The sequence below is a fragment of the Variovorax sp. Soil_C_39 genome (genome assembly GCF_057656815.1).
The window spans coordinates 208,248-228,972 of record NZ_JBDGJQ010000008.1 but is presented as its reverse complement, the minus strand read 5'-3'; the positions used below and the strand labels follow the sequence as shown (position 1 = coordinate 228,972).

Genomic DNA, 20,725 nt, shown 5'->3' with positions numbered 1-20,725 from the left:
GGCGCCATCCGCCACAGCGTCCGGAGTTCACCATGCGGGACGCGGCGACAATCGCCTCCGTGCTGCAGATCTTTCTCGTTACCTTTCCTTTCTTCGCCCTGATCGCGGCAGGCTATGGCGCTGCCCGAGCAAGAATCCTGCCGCTCGACGCGATTCCAGGCCTCAACACCTTCGTGCTGTATTTCGCACTGCCGTGCATGCTGCTGCGCTTCGGCGCGGACACGCCGATCGGGCAATTGCTCGACGGCAGTGTGGCACTGGTCTGGGGCGTGAGCGCGCTGGCGGTGGTGGCCGGCGTGGTGCTCTTCACGCGCAACACCCGCATCGGCTGGAACGACGCCTCCTTCGGCGCGCTGGTCGCGGCCTTTCCCAACACCGGCTTCATGGGCGTGCCACTGCTGATGGCGCTGCTCGGCGCCCAGGCCGCGGGCCCGATGATCATCACCATCGCCTTCGACCTGGTCGTGACCTCGTCGCTGTGCATCGCGCTCTCGCGCCTGGACGGCGCCGGTGCCGGGCACCACGGGCCCCGGCAGGCGGCGCGGCAGGCGCTGCGCGGGGTGCTGGTCAATCCGATGCCATGGTCGATCCTGCTCGGCGTGCTGCTGTCGGCCGCGGAGTGGCGCCTGCCGGGGCCGGTCGACCGCACCGTGGCCATGCTGGCGGATGCGGCGTCGCCGGTGGCGCTCTTCACCATCGGCGCGGTGCTGGCGCGCTCGGCGCTGCTGGCGCGCGAGCATGGCGCGAGCGCGGCCGTGGCGGCGGCCATGGGCACGCGGTCCGCGCCGCGGGCCGAGGCGCCGCTGGCCGACGTGGCGCCGGTGGTGCTGGTCAAGCTGATCGTGCACCCGGTGCTGGTCTGGCTGGTCGCGCAGGGCGCCGTCGCGCTCGGGTTGCCGCTCTCGCAGCCGGCGCTGATGGTGATCGTGCTCGTGGCGGCGCTGCCGAGCGCGAGCAACGTGTCGATGCTGGCCGAGCGCTTCGGCGCCGACAACGGCCGCATCGCGCGGATCATTCTCTGGACGACGGTCGCCACCTTCTTCAGCTTTCCGCTCGCGGTGAGCCTGCTGCGCTGAGCCGCCCCGCGCCGCCGCGTCGGCCATTCGGCCGGGCTGTTGTTACCACTTCGGATGAATACTTGAGTTTGCTAATGTGCTGATAGAGTGGTGGCGAATCAATGGATGAATGGGTAGCAACATGGCCGTACTTGTTCGAATCCTGCTTTGGCTGGCCTGGGCCGGCGCTGCCGGATGGGCGTGGCATGCCGGGGTGCTCGGCGCCGGCACCGCGCTGGCGCTGGGCGCTTTGAGCCTGGTGGTGTTCGCCTGGCCGGGCAGCATCGTTCGGCGCCGCGGCGGCGGCGAACTGCGCTACGTCGACATGGGAAAGCACTAGCGGACGCTCAGATGCTGTGCGGATCGACGTCCACCAGCCAGCGGATCACGCCCTTGCCCTGCGGCGTGCGTCTGAGCGCATGCAGCAGCGGCTGCCATTGCGCGAGCAGGCGCTGCAGCGCGGCGCGTGACGGGCTCTCGATCAGCATCTGCGCCCTTTCCACATTGGCGACGCGCTGTATCGCGAGCGGCACTGCGGGGTAGCGCACCACGCGGTCGGCGCCCTCTAGCGCCTCGGCGGCTTCGCTCGCGGCATTCAGGAAGGCCTGCGCGGCTTCCTGCGTGCGCGCGTCGGCGCGCAGCAGCGCCTGGAAGGCGAATGGCGGCATGGCGGCGGCGGCGCGCTCCTCGAGCTGCTGCGCCGCGAAGGCCGCGTAGTCGTGCCGGCGCAGCGCGGCAAAAAGCGGATGCTGCGCATGGTGCGTCTGGATCCACATCTCGGCCGTGCTGCCCTGCGCTGCAAGGTAGGCGGCGTCGCGGCCGGCGCGTCCCGCCGACTGCATCAGCAGGCTGAACAGCCGCTCGGGCGCGCGGAAGTCGCTCGAGAACAGCGCGCCATCGGGGTTCACGGCTGCCACCAGCGTGATGCGCCGGAAGTCGTGCCCCTTGGCGATCATCTGCGTGCCGACCAGCACGTCGACCTCGCCCGCATGCACGGCCGCGAGCTGCGATTCGAGCGCGCCCTGCTTGCGCGTGCTGTCGGCGTCGATGCGCGCGATGCGGACAGGGCTGCCGTCGGGCCGCCGCACCGCGGCGAACAGTTCGGCCAGGTGCTCCTCGAGCCGCTCGGTGCCGCGTCCGACCGGCGCGATGTCGGGATTGCCGCAGGACGGGCAGGCGTGCGGCACGCGTTCGGTGAAGCCGCAATGGTGGCAGCGCAGCGTGCGGTCGATCTTGTGGAACACGCGGTAGGCGCTGCAGTGCGGGCATTCGCTCTTCCAGCCGCAGTCCGCGCAGGCCAGCACCGGCGCATAGCCGCGCCGGTTGAGGAACACCATGCTCTGCTCGCCGCGCGCAATGCGCTGGCCGATGGCGTCGAGCAGCGCGGCCGAGAGCACGGTCTTCGGTGGCTGCAGGTTCATGTCGACCAGCCGCACCGCGGGCAGCTCGCCGGTGCCGATGCGCGACGGCATCGCCAGCCGCACATAGCGCCCGCCCGGGTCGTCGGCCGCGGCGGGGCGGCTCTGGTGCCAGCTCTCGAGCGAGGGCGTGGCCGAGCCGAGGATCACCTTCGCGCCCTCGCGCTGCCCGCGCCATACGGCGAGGTCGCGCGCCGAGTAGCGCGCGCCTTCCTGCTGCTTGTAGCTCGGGTCGTGCTCCTCGTCGACGACGATGAGCTTCAGGCCGGGCATCGACGCGAACACCGCCATGCGCGTGCCGAGCACGATGCGCGCGGCCCCGCCGTGCGCCGCGAGCCAGCTCGCGAGCCGCTGCGGATGCGTCATGCCGCTGTGCATCGACACCACCGCTTCGTCGCCGAAGCGGGCCTTGAAGCGGGCCTCGAGCTGAGGCGTGAGGTTGATCTCGGGCACCATCACCAGCGCCTGCGCGGCGGGGTCGGCCGCCAGCAGGTCGGCCACGCAGCGCAGGTAGACCTCGGTCTTGCCGCTGCCGGTGCTGCCGACCAGCAGGAAGGTGCCGCTGCCTTCCGCGAGGCGGGCCAGCGCCGTCGCCTGCTCGGCGCTCAGCGCGACCGGGTGGGCGGATTCGGCCGTGCTGGCCACCGGGCCGGCCGCGCTCCGGCGCTTGAGCCGGCGGGCCAGCTGCGTGGTGCTCAGGTCGCGCAACTGCGGCGGCAGCGCCGCCAGTGCGATTTCGCCGATCGAGCGCTGGTAGTAGCGCGCCGCGAAGCCGACCAGGTCGCGCCAGGCATCGCCGAGCGGCGCCAGCCCGTCGAGCGCCGCGCCGACGGACTTGAGCGCCATGCCGCTGTCGCCGTCGCGCGCGGCGGCCGCCTCCCAGACCACGCCGAGCACTTCGCGCCGGCCGAGCGGCACCCGGACCAGCGTGCCGGGCACGAGCGGCGCGGCGCTGGTGTAGCTCAGCACATCGCCGAGCGCGCTGTGCGCCGGCGTCTGCACTGCGATGCCGACCTGCCACTGCAGCGGCCCGTCCGCCGTGGCCGTCGTCATCGTCGAATCCCGCTCCGGGGGTGGGCTGGCGTTGGAGATAGGCCGTTCTCTCTGCGTAAGTTTGTTAAGGCTACTTGGAGCAATGCTGCTTAAGTGATTGATTTTCCAGTGCTTTGGCAGTCATCCAGAGTTTCTGTGGATAACTTTGTTGACAACCGGGCTCAACACGTCGCCGAGCCTTGCAGATCAAGGCTCCGGCTGGAATGCCCGTAAAAAAAGCAAAACTCGAAACCTATATGAATCAACCACTTAGACGCACTATCCGCTGGAGGCAAAGTAGAAGCCGGCCCAAAAAATCTTGCGCAGTGCAACACGCGTTTTGTGCATAAGTCAGGTCCGCCGGCCGCTTTTTTTGCTTGACAAACAGCGTCGGGCGGGCTTTTCGGGCGGTTCCGCGCGGCCCCTCGGCATCGCCTGGGAGCGCGTGGTTCCGGGATTGTTACTTGCGCAGGGCGCGCGACTGGCTGTGGACCGCCTGCACCAGCGCGGACACATGCTCGGGCGGCGTGAACTGGCTGATGCCGTGGCCCAGGTTGAAGATGTGCGTCGGGCCCGGCTGCCGGCGGTCGGCGTGCGGTTGGCCGAAGGCCTGCAGCACCTTGGCCACCTCGGCCTCGATCTGGGCGGGCGGCGCGAAGAGCACGTTGGGGTCGATGTTGCCCTGCAGGGCCTTGGCCTTGCCGTCGTTGCCCTCGCCGACCTGCCGGCGCGCGGCCGAGAGGTTGACGGTCCAGTCGACGCCGAGCACTTCGCAGTCGAGCGCGCGCATGGCGTCGAGCCAGAGCCCGCCGCCCTTGGTGAAGACGATGCGCGGGACGGGCTGGCCGTCGGCGCCGTTGCGCTTCAGCCCGGCGAGCACGCGCGCGGTGTAGGCCAGGCTGAACTCCTGGAACGCGCCGTCGGCGAGCACGCCGCCCCAGCTGTCGAAGACCATCACGGCCTGGGCGCCGGCGTCGATCTGGGCATTGAGGTAGGCGGCCACGGCGTCGGCGTTGACCGCGAGCACGCGGTGCATCAGGTCGGGCCGCCCGTAGAGCATGCTCTTCACGAGCCGGTAGTCGCTCGAGCCCGCGCCCTCGACCATGTAGCAGGCGAGCGTCCAGGGGCTGCCCGAGAAGCCGATCAGCGGCACGCGGCCGTCGAGCGCCTTGCGGATCGAGGCCACGGCATCGAACACGTAGCGCAGCTTCTGCAGGTCGGGCACCTCGAGCGCCGCCACGGCGGCTTCGTCGCGCACGGGGCGCGCGAAGCGCGGGCCTTCGCCCGCCTCGAACGACAGGCCGAGGCCCATCGCGTCGGGCACGGTGAGGATGTCCGAAAAAAGGATGGCGGCGTCGAGCGGATAGCGCGCGAGCGGCTGCAGCGTGACCTCGGTGGCGTAGTCGACGTTGGTCGCCAGCCCCATGAAGCTGCCGGCCTTCGCGCGGGTGGCGACGTATTCGGGCAGATAGCGCCCGGCCTGGCGCATGAGCCAGATGGGCGTGTGGTCGGTGGCCTGGCGCCAGCAGGCTCGCAGGAAAGTATCGTTTTGCAATGGGGCGAAAGGCATGCCCCGATTGTCGCAGGGGCGGCAGGCCCGGCCCGCCCGGGGCGGATCAGGTCTTGTACTTCACGGAGCAGCCGTAGGGCCGCGTCGAGGCGGTCGAGATCGGCTTGCCGCCGAAGACCTCGCCGAGCGCCTGGTTCACATAGTTCGTGGCGGTCTTGATGTCGTCGGGCCGTGCCGACGCGATGCTGTCGATGCCGCCCGCATACACCAGCATGCCCTTGGGATCGATGATGAAGATGTGCGGCGTGGTGCGCGCACCGTAGGCCTGGCCGATCACGCCGTCCTCGTCCATCAGCACCGCGGTCGGCGCGGCCTTCTGCGACTTCATCCAGGCGTCGAGCGCCGCGGGCTGCAGGTAGTCGCTGGCGGCGCGCTCGGTGGAATTCACGGCCAGCCAGACCACGCCCTGGTCGGTGGCGGACTTCTGGGTGGCGGGCATGTTGCCGCTGCCGTAGTGCTTGCGCACGAAGGGGCAGCCCGGGTTGGTCCATTCGAGCACGACGAACTTGCCCGCGAAGTCCGACAGCTTGTGTTTGTTGCCGGTGGTGTCGACGGCCACGAAGTCGGGCGCCTGCTGGCCCACGGCGGGCGCGGCGAAGGCGTGGTTGCCCATCAGGAAGGTGGCGCCCAGCGCAACCGCGGCGGCCACGACGGCGCGCCGCGAAGCGCGGCTCAATGCGGCACGGGCCTGGCGCGCGGCGCGCAGGGAGCGAGAGTCGGACGATGGCGAAGGGGACATGGCCAGCTTGAACTCCATTTGAAAAAACGAAACGACGGCGACAGCTTAGAGCGCTTTGCTCATGTGCATGTGACAACCCATGTCAGTGGCGCCCGGCCGCCCGAAGGCACTGACGCGCCCCCTCGGGGGGCAGCGGACCGCGCGAAGCGGGGGAGCGTGGGGGCGTTTCATCATGCATCGGGTCATCAAAGTGCGGCCAGTGCGGCGCGCACTTCGTCCTTGCCGAGGATCTCGGTCAGGATGACCGGCGGCCTGCCCGGCGCCTGCAACACGTAGAGCGGCACGCCGCTGCGCCCGAGCGCGGTCAGCGCGGCCGTGATGGCGGGGTCGCGGCGCGTCCAGTCGGCGCGCAGCATCGCCACGTTGCGGCGGTCGAAGTCGGCCAGCACCTCGGTATCTGCGAGCGTGGTCTTCTTGTTGTACTGGCAGGTCACGCACCATGCGGCAGTGAAGTCGATGAACACCGGCTGGCCCGCCCCGTTGAGCGCCGCCACGCGATCGGCCGACCACGGCTGCCAGCGCTGGCCCTCGCCGGCCGACGCCAACTGCTTCGCGGGCTCCACCGTCTGCAGCACGTTGGGTCCGATCGCCGCGGCGAGTGCGGCCGTCAGGGCGACGAGCACCGTGGCGATCACCATCCGAGTGCGGCCGCGCAGCGTGAGCGCCCAGACGACCGCTGCCAGGCACACCAGCAGCGCGAGCAGCGTGCCGGCGCCGTCGATGCCGCTTTGCTGCCCCAGCACCCAGACCAGCCAGGCCACGGTGGCGAACATCGGAAACGCGAGCAGCCGGCGCAGCGTGTCCATCCAGGGGCCGGGCGCCGGCAGCAGCCGCGCCACGGCCGGCACGAAACCCGCCACCAGGTACGGCAGCGCCAGGCCCAGGCCCAGCACCGCGAACAGCAGCAGCGCCTGCGCCGCCGGCAGGCCGATCGCAAAGCCGAGCGAGGCCCCCATGAAGGGCGCGGTGCACGGCGAAGCGACCACCACGGCCAGCACGCCCGAGAGAAAGTCGTTCATGACCGGGTGCCTGGCCTGGGCCGTGCACAGCGACGACGGCGCGACATGGCCGAACTCGAACACGCCCGCGAGGTTGAGCCCGAGCAGCGTGAACAGCGCGGCCAGCGCCGCCACCACGGCCGGCGACTGCAGCTGGAAGCCCCAGCCGAGCTGGGCGCCCGCGGCGCGCAGCGCCAGCATCGCGCCGCCGAGCGCCAGGAACGAGAGCATCACGCCCGCGGTGTAGGCCAGGCCCGCGGTGCGGTGCGCGCTGCGGTTGCCGGCCTGCCGCGTGAAGCCCAGCACCTTGATGGCCAGGATCGGGAACACGCAGGGCATGAGGTTCAGCAGCAGGCCGCCGAGCAGCGCGCCGAGCAGCGCGACCGCGAACGTGGCGGCGGGCTGCGGCGCCGGGCCGGTCGGTGCCGCGACCGTACTGCTGCGGGATGCCGCGTCGGCCGCGTTGGCGGCGAGCGCGGCCTGAAGCGCCGGCGAAACCTCGGCGCGCGGCGCGACCGCCGCAGGCCAACTGCCGCTGACGGGGGCCTCGGTGCGCCAGGCGACGGGCTGGCCCGCCGTGCGGTCGGACTCGGCGAGCGCCACCACCAGCGGCAGCGTCGAGGGGCTTGCGCTGCGCTGCTCGGCGAGCGGCACGGTCGCGGTCCAGCTGCCATCGTCCTGCCAGCGCTGGGTCCAGTCCTTGCCCTCGACCGCGGCGGTGTGGATCAGCTCGGGCGTCTCGGGAAAGAACGCCAGCGTCTTGCCCCGCACCGCGGCGGGCAGGCCTTCGAGGCGCACTTGCAGGCTGTTGCCGCGGACCTCGACGGCACCCTGTTGGGCCAGAGGCCGCGGCTCGGCGGCGCGGGCGGCATCGAACGCGGGCTTGTTCAGCGCGGTCGAGCCGCGCAGCGGCAGCGCCACGCTGAACTCGCCTTCCTCGGGAATGCACTCCTTGCGGCAGACCAGCCAGCTGGCCTTGAGCCGGATGTCCATGGCCTGCGCCTGGCTGCCGAAGGCCAGCGGCGGCTGGAAGGTGCTGGCCACCTCGAGCGGCACCGGCAGCAACACCGTGCCTTCGTAGCCGTAGTTGGCCAGCGTGCCGATCGGGATCTTGCGCGGCACCGGCCAGGCGATGTCACCGGCCGAGACGCCGGCCGGCAAGGTCCAGTTCAGTTCGGTGGGCAGGCCCGAATCGCCGGCGTTCTTCCAGTAGGTGTGCCACTCGGGCTGGTGCGTGATCTGCAGCCCGACCCAGACCGGCGCGCCGGGCGACACGCCGTCGGGCGCATGCGCGACCAGTTCGGCACGCACGTGCGGGGTGGTGACGACGGGGCCGGGGTTGGATGCCAGCTGCGCCGCGGCCGGCAGCCAGGCTGCGGCTGCCGCGATCAGGAATGCAGCGGAACGGAAGAAACGGGGAAGGATCATGCCGTCAGTCGGAGCGGGCCGGGGGTGCGAAGTTCCGGAGACCGGCGCCGGGTGGCGGTTTCAGCGTCATGCGGCCCAGCCCAGCACCACGCGGCGGCTGTTGGCGCTCTTCTTCTCGATCTTGGTCACCACCACCGCGCCGATCTCGGCGGTGTTTGCCACGTGCGTGCCGCCGCAGGGCTGGAAATCGATCTGCGCCTCGGCCTCTCCGCCGATGCGGATGGTGCGCACCGTGCCGGTGCCGCGCGGCGGCTGCACGCTCATGCTCTTGACCAGCGCCGGGTTGGCGTCGAGTTCGGCGTCGGTGATGGCCCCCACGGCGAGCGGATGCGCCGCGGCCACGAGCCGTGCGAGGCCGGCGGTCAGCGCTTCCTTGTCGAGCGGGTCGGTCATGTGGAAGTCGATGCGCGCGTAGTCGGGCGTGATCGAGCAGCCGTTCACCGGCACCGGCACGAGGTGGCAGAGCAGGTGGCTCGCTGTGTGGAAGCGCATCAGCCGGTGGCGGCGCGCCCAGTCGAGGCGGGCGGTCACCGTGTCGCCGGGCTTCAGCGCGGCCAGCAGGCCGGCCTGTTCCGGCGCGGGCACGTGGACGATCTCGCGCGTGGGCTGGCCCTCCGCGTCCTTGCCCTTGCGGGTGTCGGCGATCGCGAGTTCGCGGCCGTCGGCCAGCACCAGCACGCCGGCGTCGCCAGCCTGCCCGCCGCCCAGGGGGTAGAACACGGTGCGGTCGAGCACGATGCCGGCCTCGTCGATGCGCAGGATGCGGGCGTCGCAGGCGCGCAGGTAGGCGTCGGCGCGGAACAGGTCGTCGGTCATGCGGCCGATGGTAGCGGCGATGCGCGCATGGGGTGCGCCCACGCCAGAAAGCGCCCACGGCCGACAGCCGGCGGCGAAGTCGTCCGCATGATCGGGCGGCATGCGGCCATGGTGCCGAGACAACCGAGGATCGCGTATGCGCATGACGAAAAAGCTACCGAAGAACATCGCCCTCGCCCCCGCCTGCGTGGCTTCGCTGGCCGCGGTGCTGGCACTGGCCGGCTGCGGCGAGGCCGCCAAGCTGCCGCCCGAAGCCACCGTCGGCGCGCAGCCGAAGCTGGCGGAGCCCAACAAGACGCTGATTCCCACCGTCAACGTGGCCGAGGCGATCGGCTGGACCGACACCGCCGCCCCCAAGCCCGCCGCCGGCCTGCGTGTCGCCGCGTTCGCGCGCGGGCTCGAGCATCCGCGCTGGGTCTACACGCTGCCCAACGGCGACGTACTGGTGGCCGAAAGCAACAAGCCGCCCAAGCCCGAAGGCAGCGATGCCGGGGGCCCGATGGACAAAATCCGCAAGTGGGTGATGGGAAAGGTCATGGGCCGCGCGGGCGCCAACGTGCCGAGCCCGAACCGCATCACGCTGCTGCGCGATGCCGACGGCGACGGCGCGGCCGAGGTGCGGCAGGTGTTCTTGTCGAACCTCAAGTCGCCCTTCGGCATGGCGCTGGTGGGCAGTGAACTCTTCATCGCCAATGCCGACGCGCTCGTGAAGGTGCCCTACACCGAGGGCCAGACCGCCGCCGGCGGCACGCCCACCGAGGTGACGCCGCTGCCCGCGGGCATCAACCACCACTGGACCAAGAACGTGATCGCCAACGGCGAGGGCACCAAGCTCTACGTCACGGTCGGCTCGAACAGCAACATCGGCGAGAACGGGCTGGACGCCGAAGAGGGCCGCGCGGCGATCTGGGAGGTCGATGCGAAGACGGGCGAGAAGCGGCTCTTCGCGACCGGCCTGCGCAACCCCAACGGGCTGGCGTGGGAGCCTTCGACGAAGGCGCTTTGGACCGTGGTCAACGAGCGCGACGAGATCGGCAGCGACCTCGTGCCCGACTACCTGACCTCGGTGAAGGACGGCGCCTTCTACGGCTGGCCGTGGAGCTACTTCGGCGCCAACGTCGACGTGCGCGTCGAGCCGCCGAACCCCGAGATGGTCGCCAAGGCCATCGTGCCCGACTATGCGCTCGGCTCGCACGTGGCCCCGCTCGGGTTGGTGTTCTCCGACGCGCGCGGCATGCCGCCTGCGTTCGCGAGCGGCGCCTTCATCGGCGAGCACGGCTCCTGGAACCGCCAGCCGAAGTCGGGCTACAAGGTGGTGTTCGTGCCCTTCGCCGACGGCAAGCCGAGCGGGCCGCCGGTCGACGTGCTCACGGGCTTTCTGTCGGCCGACGAGAAGGCGCAGGGCCGGCCCGTGGGCGTGGCGCTCGACAAGGGCGGCGCGCTGCTGGTGGCCGACGACGTGGGCAACACGGTGTGGCGCGTGTCGCGCGGCAACTAGCGCTGGCGGCGTGCCGATGACAGGCGCGGCACCAGCTGCGCCTCGGGCCCCTCGACCCGGCGCCGGCCGGTGTCGCCGCGCAGGTGGTCGAACAGCAGCGCGATGGCCTGCTGCGCCACCTGGTCCAGGTGCAGGTCCACGGCCGTGAGCGGCGGCACGCAGGTGCGCGCGCGCAGGCCGTCGTAGCGCGTGACGACCATCACGTCGTCGGGAATGCGCCGGCCGGACGCCAGCACCGCCTCGACCGTGCCCGTGGCGAAGGCGTCCACCGGCACGCAGAAGGCATCGATGTCGGGATCGGCCGCGAGCAGCGCCAGCGCGGCCTCGCGGCCGCCGTTCTCGCCTTCGGCCTCGTCGACCAGCGACAGCAGCGGCACCTGCCCCTGCGCGGCGGCGAACGCCAGGTACGCCGCGCGGCCCTCGAGGTACGAGTTGCGCTGCGCCGAACCCAGGATCATCGCGACCTTGCGTGCGCCCTGCGCGTGCAGGTGGTCGAGCAGCAGCGCCGTGGTGCGGCCCGAATGGATGTCGACGTAGGGCGGCAATGCCGGCGCGCTGTCGTCCTCGGCATCGCCGGCGGCCGGCTTGCCGATGGCCACCACCGGCAGGCCACGCCGCTGCAGGTAAGCCAGGTTCGGGTCGCCCGCCGAGGGCTCGATGACCAGTGCGCCGTCCACATCGAGCAGCTCCATCGGCACGCGCCCGTTCTCCATCGGCGGCGCCAGCACCAGCGCCAGCCGGCGGTCGAGTGCCTCGGCCGCCGCGACGGCCGCCACCTCCATCAAAAAGCCGAGCCGCGACGGCCCGCCCGCCACCGCGAACGGCATCGACGACAGCAGCACGATCATGTGCGCCTCGCCGGTGCGCAGCCGCTGCGCATTGCGGTTGGGCCGGTAGCCGAGCTTCAGCGCCGCCTGCTCGACGCGCGCCCGCGTTTCCGCGTCGACCTGGCCGCGCGCATTGAGCGCGTGCGAAACGGTCGTCGGCGACACGCCCGCTTCGCGCGCCACGTCCTTGATGTTGGCGCGCGGCGATGGATGGGTATTCATCCCGTTGACCTTTTCAAAAAGCGGTGATTCAATTCCCAAATCGTTTTGGGGCGCGTTGCCACCGGAATGTACTTCACCCGCTTCGGCGGCTTTTTTTGCCAGTGTGCCCAAATCGATTTGGGCGCGGTCCAGGTTCAAGGATTCCGTCATGTCCCGTGTTCCCGATGCCTCTGCTGTGCTTTCCGCCGCGCCCGCGCCCGCGGCCGCTCCGGCCGCCATGGTCCCTGCCACCCCAGCCCCTGTGGATGCGATGCTGCCGTTGTCCCAATTGCTGCTGTTCGGCCTGCAGCACGTGCTGGTGATGGCGGCCGTGCCGATCACCTCGGTGTTCCTGGTGGCCAAGGCGCTCGGCCTCGACGCGGCGCTGACGGTGAACCTGATCAGCGCCACCTTCCTGCTGTGCGGCATCGGCACGCTGCTGCAGTCGTTCGGGCCGTGGAAGTTCGGCGCCCGGCTGCCCTTCGTGATGGTGCCCGGCGGTGCACCGATCGTGATGTTCGTGACTATCGCCCAGCAGCGCGACCTGCAGACCGCCTCGGGCGCGGTGATCCTCACGGCGCTGTTCTACTTTCTGGTGCTGCCGGTGTTCGCGCGCTGCCTGCGCTACTTTCCGAAGATCGTGATCGGCACCTTGCTGCTGCTGGTGTCGGTCAACCTCGTGAAGGTCTACGGCGGCATCATCGCGGGCAAGGCGGGCACGGCCACCTTCGCCGACCCGGTGAACATCGGCCTGGCGCTCGCGACCATCGGCTTCACCGTGCTGTTCGCACGGGTGTTCAAGGGCACGCTCGGCCAGCTCGCGGTGCTGCTCGGGCTCTTGGCAGGCACGCTGCTGGCGGCCGCCTTCGGGCTGATGGATGCCAGCGCCGTGGCGACGGGGCCCATCTGGAGCGCGCCGACATTGCTGCCGTTCGGCATGCCGCGCTTCGACATCGTGGCGGCCGTGCCGCTCCTGATCTTCAGCATCATCTCGATGGTCGAGGCCACCGGGCAGACGGTGGCGGTGGCCGACGTGGTGGGCCGCAAGATCGATGCGCGCGACGTGGTGCCGCGCACCATCCGCGGCGACGCCGTGGTGTCGCTCGCGGGCGGGTTCTTCGGCACCTCGATGATCATCACCAGCGGCGAGAACATCGGCATCGTGCGTGCCACCAACGTGCGTTCGCGCTACGTGACGGCGGCTGCGGGCGTGATCCTGATCCTCATCGCGCTGTCGGCGCCGCTCGGCCGGCTGGCCGCCGCCATTCCCTCGGCCGTGGTCGGCGGCACCGCGATGGTGGTGTTCGCGATCATCGGCACCATGGGCATCGACATGCTGCGCAAGGTCGACCTGCACGAGCGCGGCAACATGTTCGTGCTGGCCGGCGCGCTGACCATGGGGCTGCTGCCGATCCTGGTGCCGGGCCTGTACAGCCGCTTTCCCGACACGCTGCAGCTGGTGCTCGGCAATGGCCTGGCGATGGGCTCGCTGACGGCAGTGGTGCTCAACATGGTGTTCAACCGCGTGCATGCCGACGGCGTCGAAAGCCCCGCGGAAGCGCCCGCGCCGCGCTGAGATGAACCCACCCCGTCCCTCGCGCACTTCGTGTCGCTCGACTCCCCCTCAAGGGGCGCACCCGGCGGCCCGGCAGAGCCGGTTCCACGGGTGCCCTGGCATCGGGCCTTTTAATTTTTCCGTTACTGCCTCTTCCCCACCATGTCTCCTGAACTCGACGCCGCGCTCTTCGCGGCCGACGAGCTGTTGCTCGTTCCCGACCACCTGATGCTGCGCGAGGGCCCGACGACCGGCCATGCCGTGCGCATCGAAGGCGGCCGCTTCCGCGACGTCGGCCCCGCCGACGCGCTCATCGCGCGCCACCCGCAGCTCACGCCGCTGCGCCTGCCCGGCAAGCTGCTGATGCCCGGCATGATCGACGCACACCACCATCTCACGCAGTCCTTCGGCAAGTCACTGGCCTATGGCGAGCCGTCCGAGATCTTCCGGCGCGTGTGGGTGCCGCTCGAGGCCAGCCTGGACGACGAGTTCGTCTACATGGCGTCCAAGCTCGCGGCGCTCGAGTCGCTGCGCGGCGGCTTCACCACCGTGTGCGATGCGGGCACGCGCGCGCCGGGCGATATCGGCGCCGTGGCCACTGCCGTGCAGGAGGCCGGGCTGCGCTGCGTGCTGGGCCTGATCTGCAACGACGGCGGCAACGACAGCAGCGCGGCCGACCGGCAGGCGATCCGCGCGCAGGCCGCGCAGTTCCTGCAGCGCTGGTCCGATGCGCCGCTGGTGCATCCCTCGCTCGCGATCTCGGTGCCCGAGGCCGCCTCCGACGAGATGCTGGTGGCGGTGTCGGCCCTGTGCGCCGAAGCCAGCACCGTGTTCCAGACCCACGTGAACGAACACCTCGCCTCGGTCGAGCGCTCGGTGGTGCAGCGCGGCCGGCGCCCGCTCGAACTGCTGGCGCAGCTGGGCGCGCTCGGGCCGCAGGTGCTCATCGCGCACGGCACGCTGGTCACGCCCGCCGAGCTCATGCTGCTGCGCGACACCGACACCGCCGTGAGCTACAACCCGGTCGCGAGCCAGTGGAAGGGCAACGCCGTGGCACCGGCCAACCTGATGGCCGCCCTGGGCATCCGCTTCGGGCTGGGCACCGATGCCACGCGCAGCGACGCCTTCCGGCTGATGGACGCGGCCGAGGCGGCGCAGAAGCTGGCGTTCGGCATGGCGATCGGCGATGCGTCGAGCGGCGGCGGCTGGACCTGGTTCGACCATGCGACGCACGAAGGCGCGCGCGCAGTCGGCCTGGGCCACCTGACCGGCGAGATCGCCGTCGGCAAGGCGGCCGATTTCCTGGTCGTCGATGTCGACACGCCCGAGATGTGCACCTCCGTCGACCTGACCTGGGACCTCGTGCGCCTGGGCAACCGCGACCAGATCACGGCCGTGTTCGTCGACGGGCGCCTGCGCCTGTGGGAAGGCTGGCCGCCCGACTGGGACGCGCGCGCGCTGCAGCGGGAGCTGGCGCGCGTGGCCCATGCGGCCATGGACCGCGCGCCCATCGTGCGCCTGCATCCGCCGGCGGCCGAGCACCGGCGCCTGGCGGCGGCTGCCGGCATGGGACGGAATCCACAGTGAGCACGCAGCATCTCGTCCTCGTTTCGCTTGCCGTGCTGTTCGCCGCCTTCGTGCAGGGCGCGACCGGCGTGGGCTTTGCGTTGATCGCCGCGCCGGTGATCGGCATCGTGCGGCCCGACCTGCTGCCCGTGTGCGTGCTGGTGCTGATGCTGCCGCTCAACCTCTACGTGCTGTGGCGCGAGCGCGGCGCCGTCGACCGCATCGGCGCGGGCTGGATCAGCGGCGGGCGCGTGGTCGGCACGGCCGGCGGGCTCTGGGTGCTGGCGGCGCTGAGCGCGACGCACCTGTCGCTCTTCGTCGGCATCTCGACCATCGCGGCGGCACTGGTCACCTTGATGATGCCGGCCTTCTCGCCGGGCCGCACCGCTTTCGTGTCAGCGGGCCTCATCACCGGCGTGACCGAGACCGCGACCGGCATCGGCGGCCCGCCACTGGCGCTGGTCTACCAGCACCAGCCGCCGCCCACGATGCGGTCGACCATCGCGCTGTGCTTCCTGGTCGGCGAACTGGTGTCGCTGGCCACGCTGATGGCGATGGACCGCATCGACGGTGCGCAGCTCGAGGCGGCGGCGCTGCTGTTGCCCGCACTCGTCGTCGGCGCGGTGCTCAGCCGCATGGTGCACCGGCGGATCAATGGCCGCTTGCTGCGGATCTTCGTGCAGGTGTTCGCGATCGTCTCGGGCGCCGCGTTGCTGCTGCACTCAGTCTGAGGCGATGCGCCCCGCGCGCGCGATGCGGTAGAGCCGGTGGCGGCGCAGCGCATGGCCTTCGGGCACGCCGGGGTGGTCGAAGGCGCCGGCCCGGTCTTCGTGCATGCCGATGCGTTCCATCACCGCGGCCGAGCGGACATTGCCGGCGGCCGTGAAGGCGACGATCTCTTCGAAGCCCAGGCGATCGAAGCCCACCTGCAGTGCGCCGCGCGCGGCTTCGCTTGCGAAGCCCTGGCCCCAGGCATGGCGCGCCAGCCGCCAGCCGATCTCGACGCAGGGTGAGAATGGCAGCGTCGCCAGCGGCCGGTTGAGGCCGGTGAAGCCGATGAATTCGCCCGTGGCTTTTTGTTCGAGGGCCCAGAAACCCCAGCCCTGCTCGGCGATGCGCGCCGCGACGCGCGCGGCCATCGCATCGCTGTCGGCGCGCGTGGGCAGCGGCAACAGGAAGGCCATTACCTGCGGATCGGCCGCCATGGCAGCGAACGGCGCGAGGTCGCTCTCCCGCCATTGGCGCAGCCGCAGCCGCTCGGTGTCGAATTCGATGATGGGGGGTCGGGTGAGCTCGGCCATGCGGCCGATTGTGCGCAGCTCAGAACCCGGCCAGCACCACCTTGCCCTGCGCCTTGCCGCTTTCGATCAGCGCATGCGCCTTCTTCAGGTTGGCCGCGTTGATGGTGCCGAAGCTCGCATTCGCCGTGGTGCGGATGCGGCCCGCGTCGACCAGCGCGGCCACCTCGGCCAGCAGCGCACCCTGCGCGGCCATGTCGGGGGTCTCGAAGCGCGAGCGCGCGAACATCATTTCCCAGTGCAACGAGATCGACTTGGTCTTGAGCGGCATCGCGTCGAGCAGCTTCATGTCGTCGATCACCGCGAGCTGGCCCTGGGGCTTGAGGCTTTCGATGAGCTGCGCGTAGTGCTGCTCGGTCTGGGTCAGGCTCGCGACCATGTCGACCTGGCCGATGCCCGCGGCCTGCAGCTCCGCGGCGAGCGGCTTCGAATGGTCGATGACGGCATGGGCGCCGAGCGCCAGGCACCAGGCGCGGGTCTCGGTGCGCGAGGCGGTGGCGACCACGCGCAGCTGCGTCAGCTGGCGCGCCAGCTGGATCAGGATCGACCCCACGCCGCCGGCGCCGCCCGTGACCAGCAGCGTCTGGCCGGCACCGCCGCCCTTTGGCACGCGCAGGCGGTCGAACAGCAGTTCGTAGGCGGTGATCGTGGTCAGCGGCAACGCGGCGGCCTGGGCGTCGTCGAGGCTCTTCGGCGCGAGGGCGACGATGCGTTCGTCCACCGTGTGCAGCTCCGAATTGGCGCCGGGCCGCACGATCGAGCCCGCGTAATACACGCGGTCGCCGGGCTGGAAGTTCTTCACCTGCGCGCCGACGGCCTCGACGGTGCCGGCGGCGTCCCAGCCGAGCACTTTGGCCCGGCCTGCCTCGGGCGCGCTGTTCTTGCGGACCTTGGTGTCAACGGGGTTGACCGACACGGCCGCCACGCGCACCAGCAGGTCGCGCGGGCCCGGCACGGGTGCGGGCAGTTCGATGTCCTGCAGGGCGTCGGGATGATCGATGGGAAGGGGTTGGTGGTAGCCGATGGCTTTCATGGGAGGACCTTTTTTGTGCGTGAACAAACGATGCCTCGACTGTAGGATCGCAATCCTGCTTTGATAAGCAGTGTCGAACCACCAACACTTTCAAATGAAGATTGAAAATCTGTCGGACTTGCAGGTGCTCGTGCAGACCGCGCGCGGCGGCACGCTCACCGCCGCCGCCCATGCGCTCGGCATGACGCCCGCGGCGGCCAGCGCCACGCTCAAGCGGCTCGAGACGCAGCTCGGCGCGCGCCTGTTCGAGCGCTCGACGCGCGCCATGCGGCTCACGCCGCAGGGCCAGACGCTGCTCGACTATGCGGTGCGCGCCTTCGAGCTGCTCGACGAGGGCGAGTCGCTGGTCACGGCCGACCGCGGCGAGCTGGTCGGCACTTTGCGCGTGGCCGCGCCGTCCGACCTCACGCGCAGCACGCTGCTGGCCTGGTTCGACGAATTCCTTGCGCTGCACCCGGGGCTGCAGCTCTCGCTGTCGGTCGGCGACCGGCTGCTCGACGTGATGCGCGACGAGGTCGACGTGGCGCTGCGTTACGGCACGCTGGCCGATTCGCGGCTGGTGGCGCGGCCCTTTGCCCAGACCAGCCCGCTGCTGACCGCTTCGCCCGACTACCTTCGGCGCCATGGCGCGCCGGCGACGCCGCACGACCTGGTGCACCACAACTGCCTGACCTTCGACCGCGGCGGGCGCCGCCATCGGATCTGGCGCTTCGTGCAGAACGGGCAGTGGGCCGAGGTGCGCGTGAAGGGCGACCGCAGCGCCGACGATGCCTCGCTCGCGCGCGAATGGGCCGTGGCGGGGCGCGGCATCACGCTGAAGTCGGCGCTCGACGTGCGTGACGACATCGCAAGCGGCCGGCTGGTGCACCTGCTGCCCGACTGGGGCACCGAGCCCTATCCGCTGCATGCGCTGCTGCCGAGCGGGCGCTTCGTGCCGGCGCGCGTGCGGGCGCTGGTCGACTTTCTCGCGCTGAAGTTCGAGGCGCTGCCGCCCGTCAGATCATCGGCGTGACGGCCCCGTCCATCGCGAGGATCGCGCCCGTGATGTAGCTCGCCTTCGGCGAAGCGAGAAAGACCACCGCATTGGCGATCTCCTCGGGCGTCGCGATGCGGCCGAGCGGCAGCCGGCCCGTGGCGCGCTGCAGCGCTTCGTCGCTGTCGATGCCCTGCAGCCTGGCGTCGGCCTTCATGCCCTCCTGCAGGCGCTCGGTCAGCGTCAGGCCGGGGTTCACCGCATTCACGCGCACGCCCTTGGCCGCGTAGGCCGCGGCCATGCCGGCGCTCACGAGCATCAGCGCCGCATTGGCCGCGCCGCCGGCCATGTGCACGGGGCTGGCGACCTTGCCGCCCTGGCCGATCACGTTGACGATCGCGCCGCGGCCACGCCGGCCCATGCGCTTCACGACCGGGTCGATCATGTGGATGTAAGTGAAGTACTTGGCGTCCATCGCGGCATGCCACGCGTCGGCGTCGAGCTCGTCGGGTGGCGTGCGGCGCGCGGCGCCGGCCGAGTTGACGAGCACGTCGACCGGACCGAAGGCCTGCTCGGCGGCGTCGAGCGCGGCCATGGCGCCTTGCGGGTCCTTGAGGTCGGCCGCATGCACCGAGATGCGGCCCTCGGCCTGCGCGAAGCCGTCGCCCAGCGTCCTGCGGCCCTTTTCGAGATTCTGCGGGTCGCGCGACACCAGGCTCACGCGCGCCCCCTCGCGCAGGAAGCCCAGTGCGCAGGCCAGGCCGATGCCCTTGCTGCCGCCGGTGATGAGAACGTGCTGGTCCTGTAGCTGGAGATCCATGGCGTCGGTCCTTGAGAAATTGCGAGGAATGCCGGGCGATTGAATCACCACCGCGAGATTCCTGCAGGCCTGCAGCTCGGCACCGGCCCGGCCTAAGATCGCGGCATGAACGCTCCCCCCGTTTCCCTGCCCCGCTTCTGGGCCCAGCTCACCACGCGCGACTTCGCGGCGCTCGATGCGGCGTCCACCGTCGCCGTGCTGCCGCTCGGCGCGACCGAGCAGCACGGGCCCCACCTGCCGCTGGGCGTGGACACCGTGCTGGCCGACGGCATCGTGGCCGCCGCGCTGCCGCTGCTGGCGCCCGCGCTGCCGGTGCTGTTCCTGCCGACGCAGCAGGTCGGCCTGAGCCCCGAGCACGCCCGCTTCGCGGGCACGCTCACGCTGTCGGCCGAAACGCTGATCCGGGTGTGGAACGAAATCGGCGCCGGCGTGGCGCGCGCCGGCGTGAAGAAGCTGGTGCTGTTCAACGCGCACGGCGGCCACGTCGGCGCGATGGACATCGTGGCACGAGAGCTGCGCGCCGCGCACGGCCTCATCGTCTACAGCGTGAGCTGGTTCAACCTGCCGCTCGGCGATGCGGGCGCGCAGTTCAGTGCCGCGGAGCATCGCTTCGGCGTGCATGCCGGCGAGATCGAAACCTCGATGATGCTGGCGCTCGCGCCGCAGTCGGTGCGCATGGACGAGGCGAAGGACTTCGGCTCCACATCGGTCGAGCGCGCCGCGGGCTACGCGATCCTGGGCAACGGCAAGAGCGCCAAGCTCGGTTGGGCGATGGAAGACTACAACGCCGAGGGCGCGGCGGGCAATGCCGCCGCGGCCACGGCGGCCAAGGGGCAGCAGGTGGTCGAAGCGGCCGCGCAGCAGTTGGCCTTGCTGCTCGCGGAGGTGTCGCGGCTGCCGCTGGACACCGCGAACACGGGGCCGCTGCCTTAGCGCGCCTGCAGCACCTCGGCGAACATGTCCGAATCGACATTGCCGCCGGTCAGGCAGATCCCCACCCTTTTGCCGCGCCAGCGTTCCCGCTGCTGAATCGCTCCCGCGAGCGCCGCGGCGCCCGCGCCCTCGGCCACGTTGTGCGTATCGCTGAAGAGGATGCGCATCGCCGCGGCGACTTCGTCGTCGGTCACGGTGATCACGTCGTCGGCTTCGCGCAGGATCACGTCGACGGACTCGGGCACGGGCGTGCGGCAGGCCATGCCGTCGGCCAGCCGCGTCGTCACCGGCGACTCGAGCGGCCGGCCCGCGCGGAACGAGTCGCGGTAGGCCGAGGCATGCGCGGACACCACGCCGATGAGCTTGGTCGGCACGCCGCAGTGGGCGCGCGCCGCAGCCGCCCCCGCAAAGCCCGAGCCGAGGCCGATGGGCACGAACAGCACGTCGGGCGGCGCATCGGCCAGCGCGCTGAAGAATTCGACGTACGCGGTCGCGACGCCGCGCACCAGCTCGCGGTGGAACGAGGGCACGCGGTGCAGGCGGTCGCGCTCGGCGAGCAGGGCCGCGTGTTCGGCCGCGGCCTGGAAGTCGTCGCCGTGCTCGACCAGCTGCACGCCGAGCGCGCGCATGGCGGCGTTCTTCTCGCGCGAGTTGCCGTGCGGCACCACGATGGTGGCGGCGATGCCATGGCGCCGCGCGGCGAAGCCGACCGACTGGCCGTGGTTGCCGCGCGTGGCGCTGATCGCATGGCGCACGTCGGGCTGCTCGCGCGCGAGGGTCTCGAAGTAGGTGAGGCCGCCGCGGATCTTGAAGGCGCCGGCCGGCGTGTGGTTCTCGTGCTTGGCCCAGACGGTGCAGCCGAGGCGCTCGGCGAGCAGCGGCCAGGCGTACTGCGGCGTGGGTGGCATGGCGGTGCGCACGGTGCCGAGCGCGGCCTCGATCTCTTCGCGGGTGAACCTCATCGT

General features: G+C 71.0%; 18 protein-coding genes. 8 read left to right on the top strand and 10 right to left on the bottom strand.

Features of this window, described 5'->3' with window-relative positions:
- Positions 1–59 precede the first annotated feature (59 nt).
- Entirely contained in the window at positions 60–1,076 is a 1,017-nt protein-coding gene (locus AC3A6J_RS20670) for an AEC family transporter (protein WP_487861853.1), read from the top strand.
- 121 nt (positions 1,077–1,197) lie between these two features.
- The gene (locus tag AC3A6J_RS20665) at positions 1,198–1,395 is read left to right on the top strand and encodes a hypothetical protein (protein WP_487861852.1); all 198 of its coding nucleotides are present in this window, start codon (positions 1,198–1,200) and stop codon (positions 1,393–1,395) included.
- Positions 1,396–1,402: 7 nt separating this feature from the next.
- Here AC3A6J_RS20665 and priA read toward each other — a convergent pair whose 3' ends face one another.
- From priA to AC3A6J_RS20640, 5 genes are all read right to left on the bottom strand, one after another.
- Positions 1,403–3,526, bottom strand: a complete 2,124-nt coding sequence (priA, locus tag AC3A6J_RS20660; RefSeq protein WP_487861851.1) for a replication restart helicase PriA — start codon at positions 3,524–3,526, stop codon at positions 1,403–1,405.
- Between the two features lie 439 nt (positions 3,527–3,965).
- On the bottom strand, positions 3,966–5,075 hold the full coding sequence (gene hemE, locus AC3A6J_RS20655; protein ID WP_487861850.1) for a uroporphyrinogen decarboxylase: 1,110 nt from the start codon (positions 5,073–5,075) through the stop codon (positions 3,966–3,968).
- A gap of 46 nt (positions 5,076–5,121) precedes the next feature.
- Positions 5,122–5,814 (bottom strand): thioredoxin family protein, encoded by a 693-nt coding sequence (locus AC3A6J_RS20650; RefSeq protein WP_487861849.1) that lies wholly within the window; start codon positions 5,812–5,814, stop codon positions 5,122–5,124.
- A 185-nt stretch (positions 5,815–5,999) separates the two neighbouring features.
- Positions 6,000–8,240, bottom strand: coding sequence for a protein-disulfide reductase DsbD family protein (locus tag AC3A6J_RS20645; RefSeq protein WP_487861848.1), 2,241 nt, complete (start codon positions 8,238–8,240; stop codon positions 6,000–6,002).
- Positions 8,241–8,306: 66 nt separating this feature from the next.
- Positions 8,307–9,056, bottom strand: coding sequence for an alanyl-tRNA editing protein (locus AC3A6J_RS20640; RefSeq protein WP_487861898.1), 750 nt, complete (start codon positions 9,054–9,056; stop codon positions 8,307–8,309).
- Positions 9,057–9,192: 136 nt separating this feature from the next.
- Here AC3A6J_RS20640 and AC3A6J_RS20635 point away from each other — a divergent pair, with 136 nt between their 5' ends.
- Positions 9,193–10,554: a PQQ-dependent sugar dehydrogenase gene (locus AC3A6J_RS20635; RefSeq protein WP_487861847.1), complete on the top strand. Its 1,362-nt coding sequence runs from the start codon at positions 9,193–9,195 to the stop codon at positions 10,552–10,554.
- Here the strand turns inward: AC3A6J_RS20635 and AC3A6J_RS20630 are convergent.
- Entirely contained in the window at positions 10,551–11,603 is a 1,053-nt protein-coding gene (locus AC3A6J_RS20630) for a LacI family DNA-binding transcriptional regulator (RefSeq protein ID WP_487861846.1), read from the bottom strand. The genes AC3A6J_RS20635 and AC3A6J_RS20630 overlap by 4 nt on opposite strands.
- A gap of 217 nt (positions 11,604–11,820) precedes the next feature.
- On the opposite strand from AC3A6J_RS20630, the gene AC3A6J_RS20625 reads away from it, so the two are divergent.
- The 3 genes from AC3A6J_RS20625 (at position 11,821) to AC3A6J_RS20615 (ending at position 15,434) form a co-directional block, all read left to right on the top strand.
- On the top strand, positions 11,821–13,158 hold the full coding sequence (locus tag AC3A6J_RS20625; protein ID WP_487861897.1) for a uracil-xanthine permease family protein: 1,338 nt from the start codon (positions 11,821–11,823) through the stop codon (positions 13,156–13,158).
- Positions 13,159–13,299: 141 nt separating this feature from the next.
- A complete protein-coding gene (locus AC3A6J_RS20620) occupies positions 13,300–14,724 on the top strand; it encodes an amidohydrolase family protein (RefSeq protein ID WP_487861845.1) in 1,425 nt (474 codons plus the stop codon).
- Complete coding sequence (locus AC3A6J_RS20615) at positions 14,721–15,434, top strand: sulfite exporter TauE/SafE family protein (protein ID WP_487861844.1); 714 nt, start codon at positions 14,721–14,723, stop codon at positions 15,432–15,434. Before AC3A6J_RS20620 ends, AC3A6J_RS20615 begins: the two co-directional genes overlap by 4 nt.
- On the opposite strand, the gene AC3A6J_RS20610 is transcribed toward AC3A6J_RS20615, so the two are convergent.
- Positions 15,426–16,004, bottom strand: coding sequence for a GNAT family N-acetyltransferase (locus AC3A6J_RS20610; protein ID WP_487861843.1), 579 nt, complete (start codon positions 16,002–16,004; stop codon positions 15,426–15,428). The two genes, AC3A6J_RS20615 and AC3A6J_RS20610, sit on opposite strands and share 9 nt — an antisense overlap.
- A gap of 19 nt (positions 16,005–16,023) precedes the next feature.
- Entirely contained in the window at positions 16,024–17,034 is a 1,011-nt protein-coding gene (locus AC3A6J_RS20605) for a zinc-binding alcohol dehydrogenase family protein (RefSeq protein WP_487861842.1), read from the bottom strand.
- Positions 17,035–17,128: 94 nt separating this feature from the next.
- Between AC3A6J_RS20605 and AC3A6J_RS20600 the strand changes: the two genes are divergently transcribed.
- The gene (locus AC3A6J_RS20600; protein ID WP_487861841.1) at positions 17,129–18,046 is read left to right on the top strand and encodes a LysR family transcriptional regulator; all 918 of its coding nucleotides are present in this window, start codon (positions 17,129–17,131) and stop codon (positions 18,044–18,046) included.
- Here the strand turns inward: AC3A6J_RS20600 and AC3A6J_RS20595 are convergent.
- Entirely contained in the window at positions 18,030–18,827 is a 798-nt protein-coding gene (locus AC3A6J_RS20595) for an SDR family oxidoreductase (RefSeq protein WP_487861840.1), read from the bottom strand. The two genes, AC3A6J_RS20600 and AC3A6J_RS20595, sit on opposite strands and share 17 nt — an antisense overlap.
- 105 nt (positions 18,828–18,932) lie before the next feature.
- On the opposite strand from AC3A6J_RS20595, the gene AC3A6J_RS20590 reads away from it, so the two are divergent.
- Positions 18,933–19,760 carry a creatininase family protein gene (locus tag AC3A6J_RS20590; protein WP_487861839.1) on the top strand — a complete coding sequence of 276 codons (828 nt, stop codon included), beginning with the start codon at positions 18,933–18,935 and terminating at the stop codon, positions 19,758–19,760.
- Here the strand turns inward: AC3A6J_RS20590 and AC3A6J_RS20585 are convergent.
- Positions 19,757–20,722 carry a threonine dehydratase gene (locus AC3A6J_RS20585; protein ID WP_487861838.1) on the bottom strand — a complete coding sequence of 322 codons (966 nt, stop codon included), beginning with the start codon at positions 20,720–20,722 and terminating at the stop codon, positions 19,757–19,759. The genes AC3A6J_RS20590 and AC3A6J_RS20585 overlap by 4 nt on opposite strands.
- Positions 20,723–20,725 lie beyond the last annotated feature (3 nt).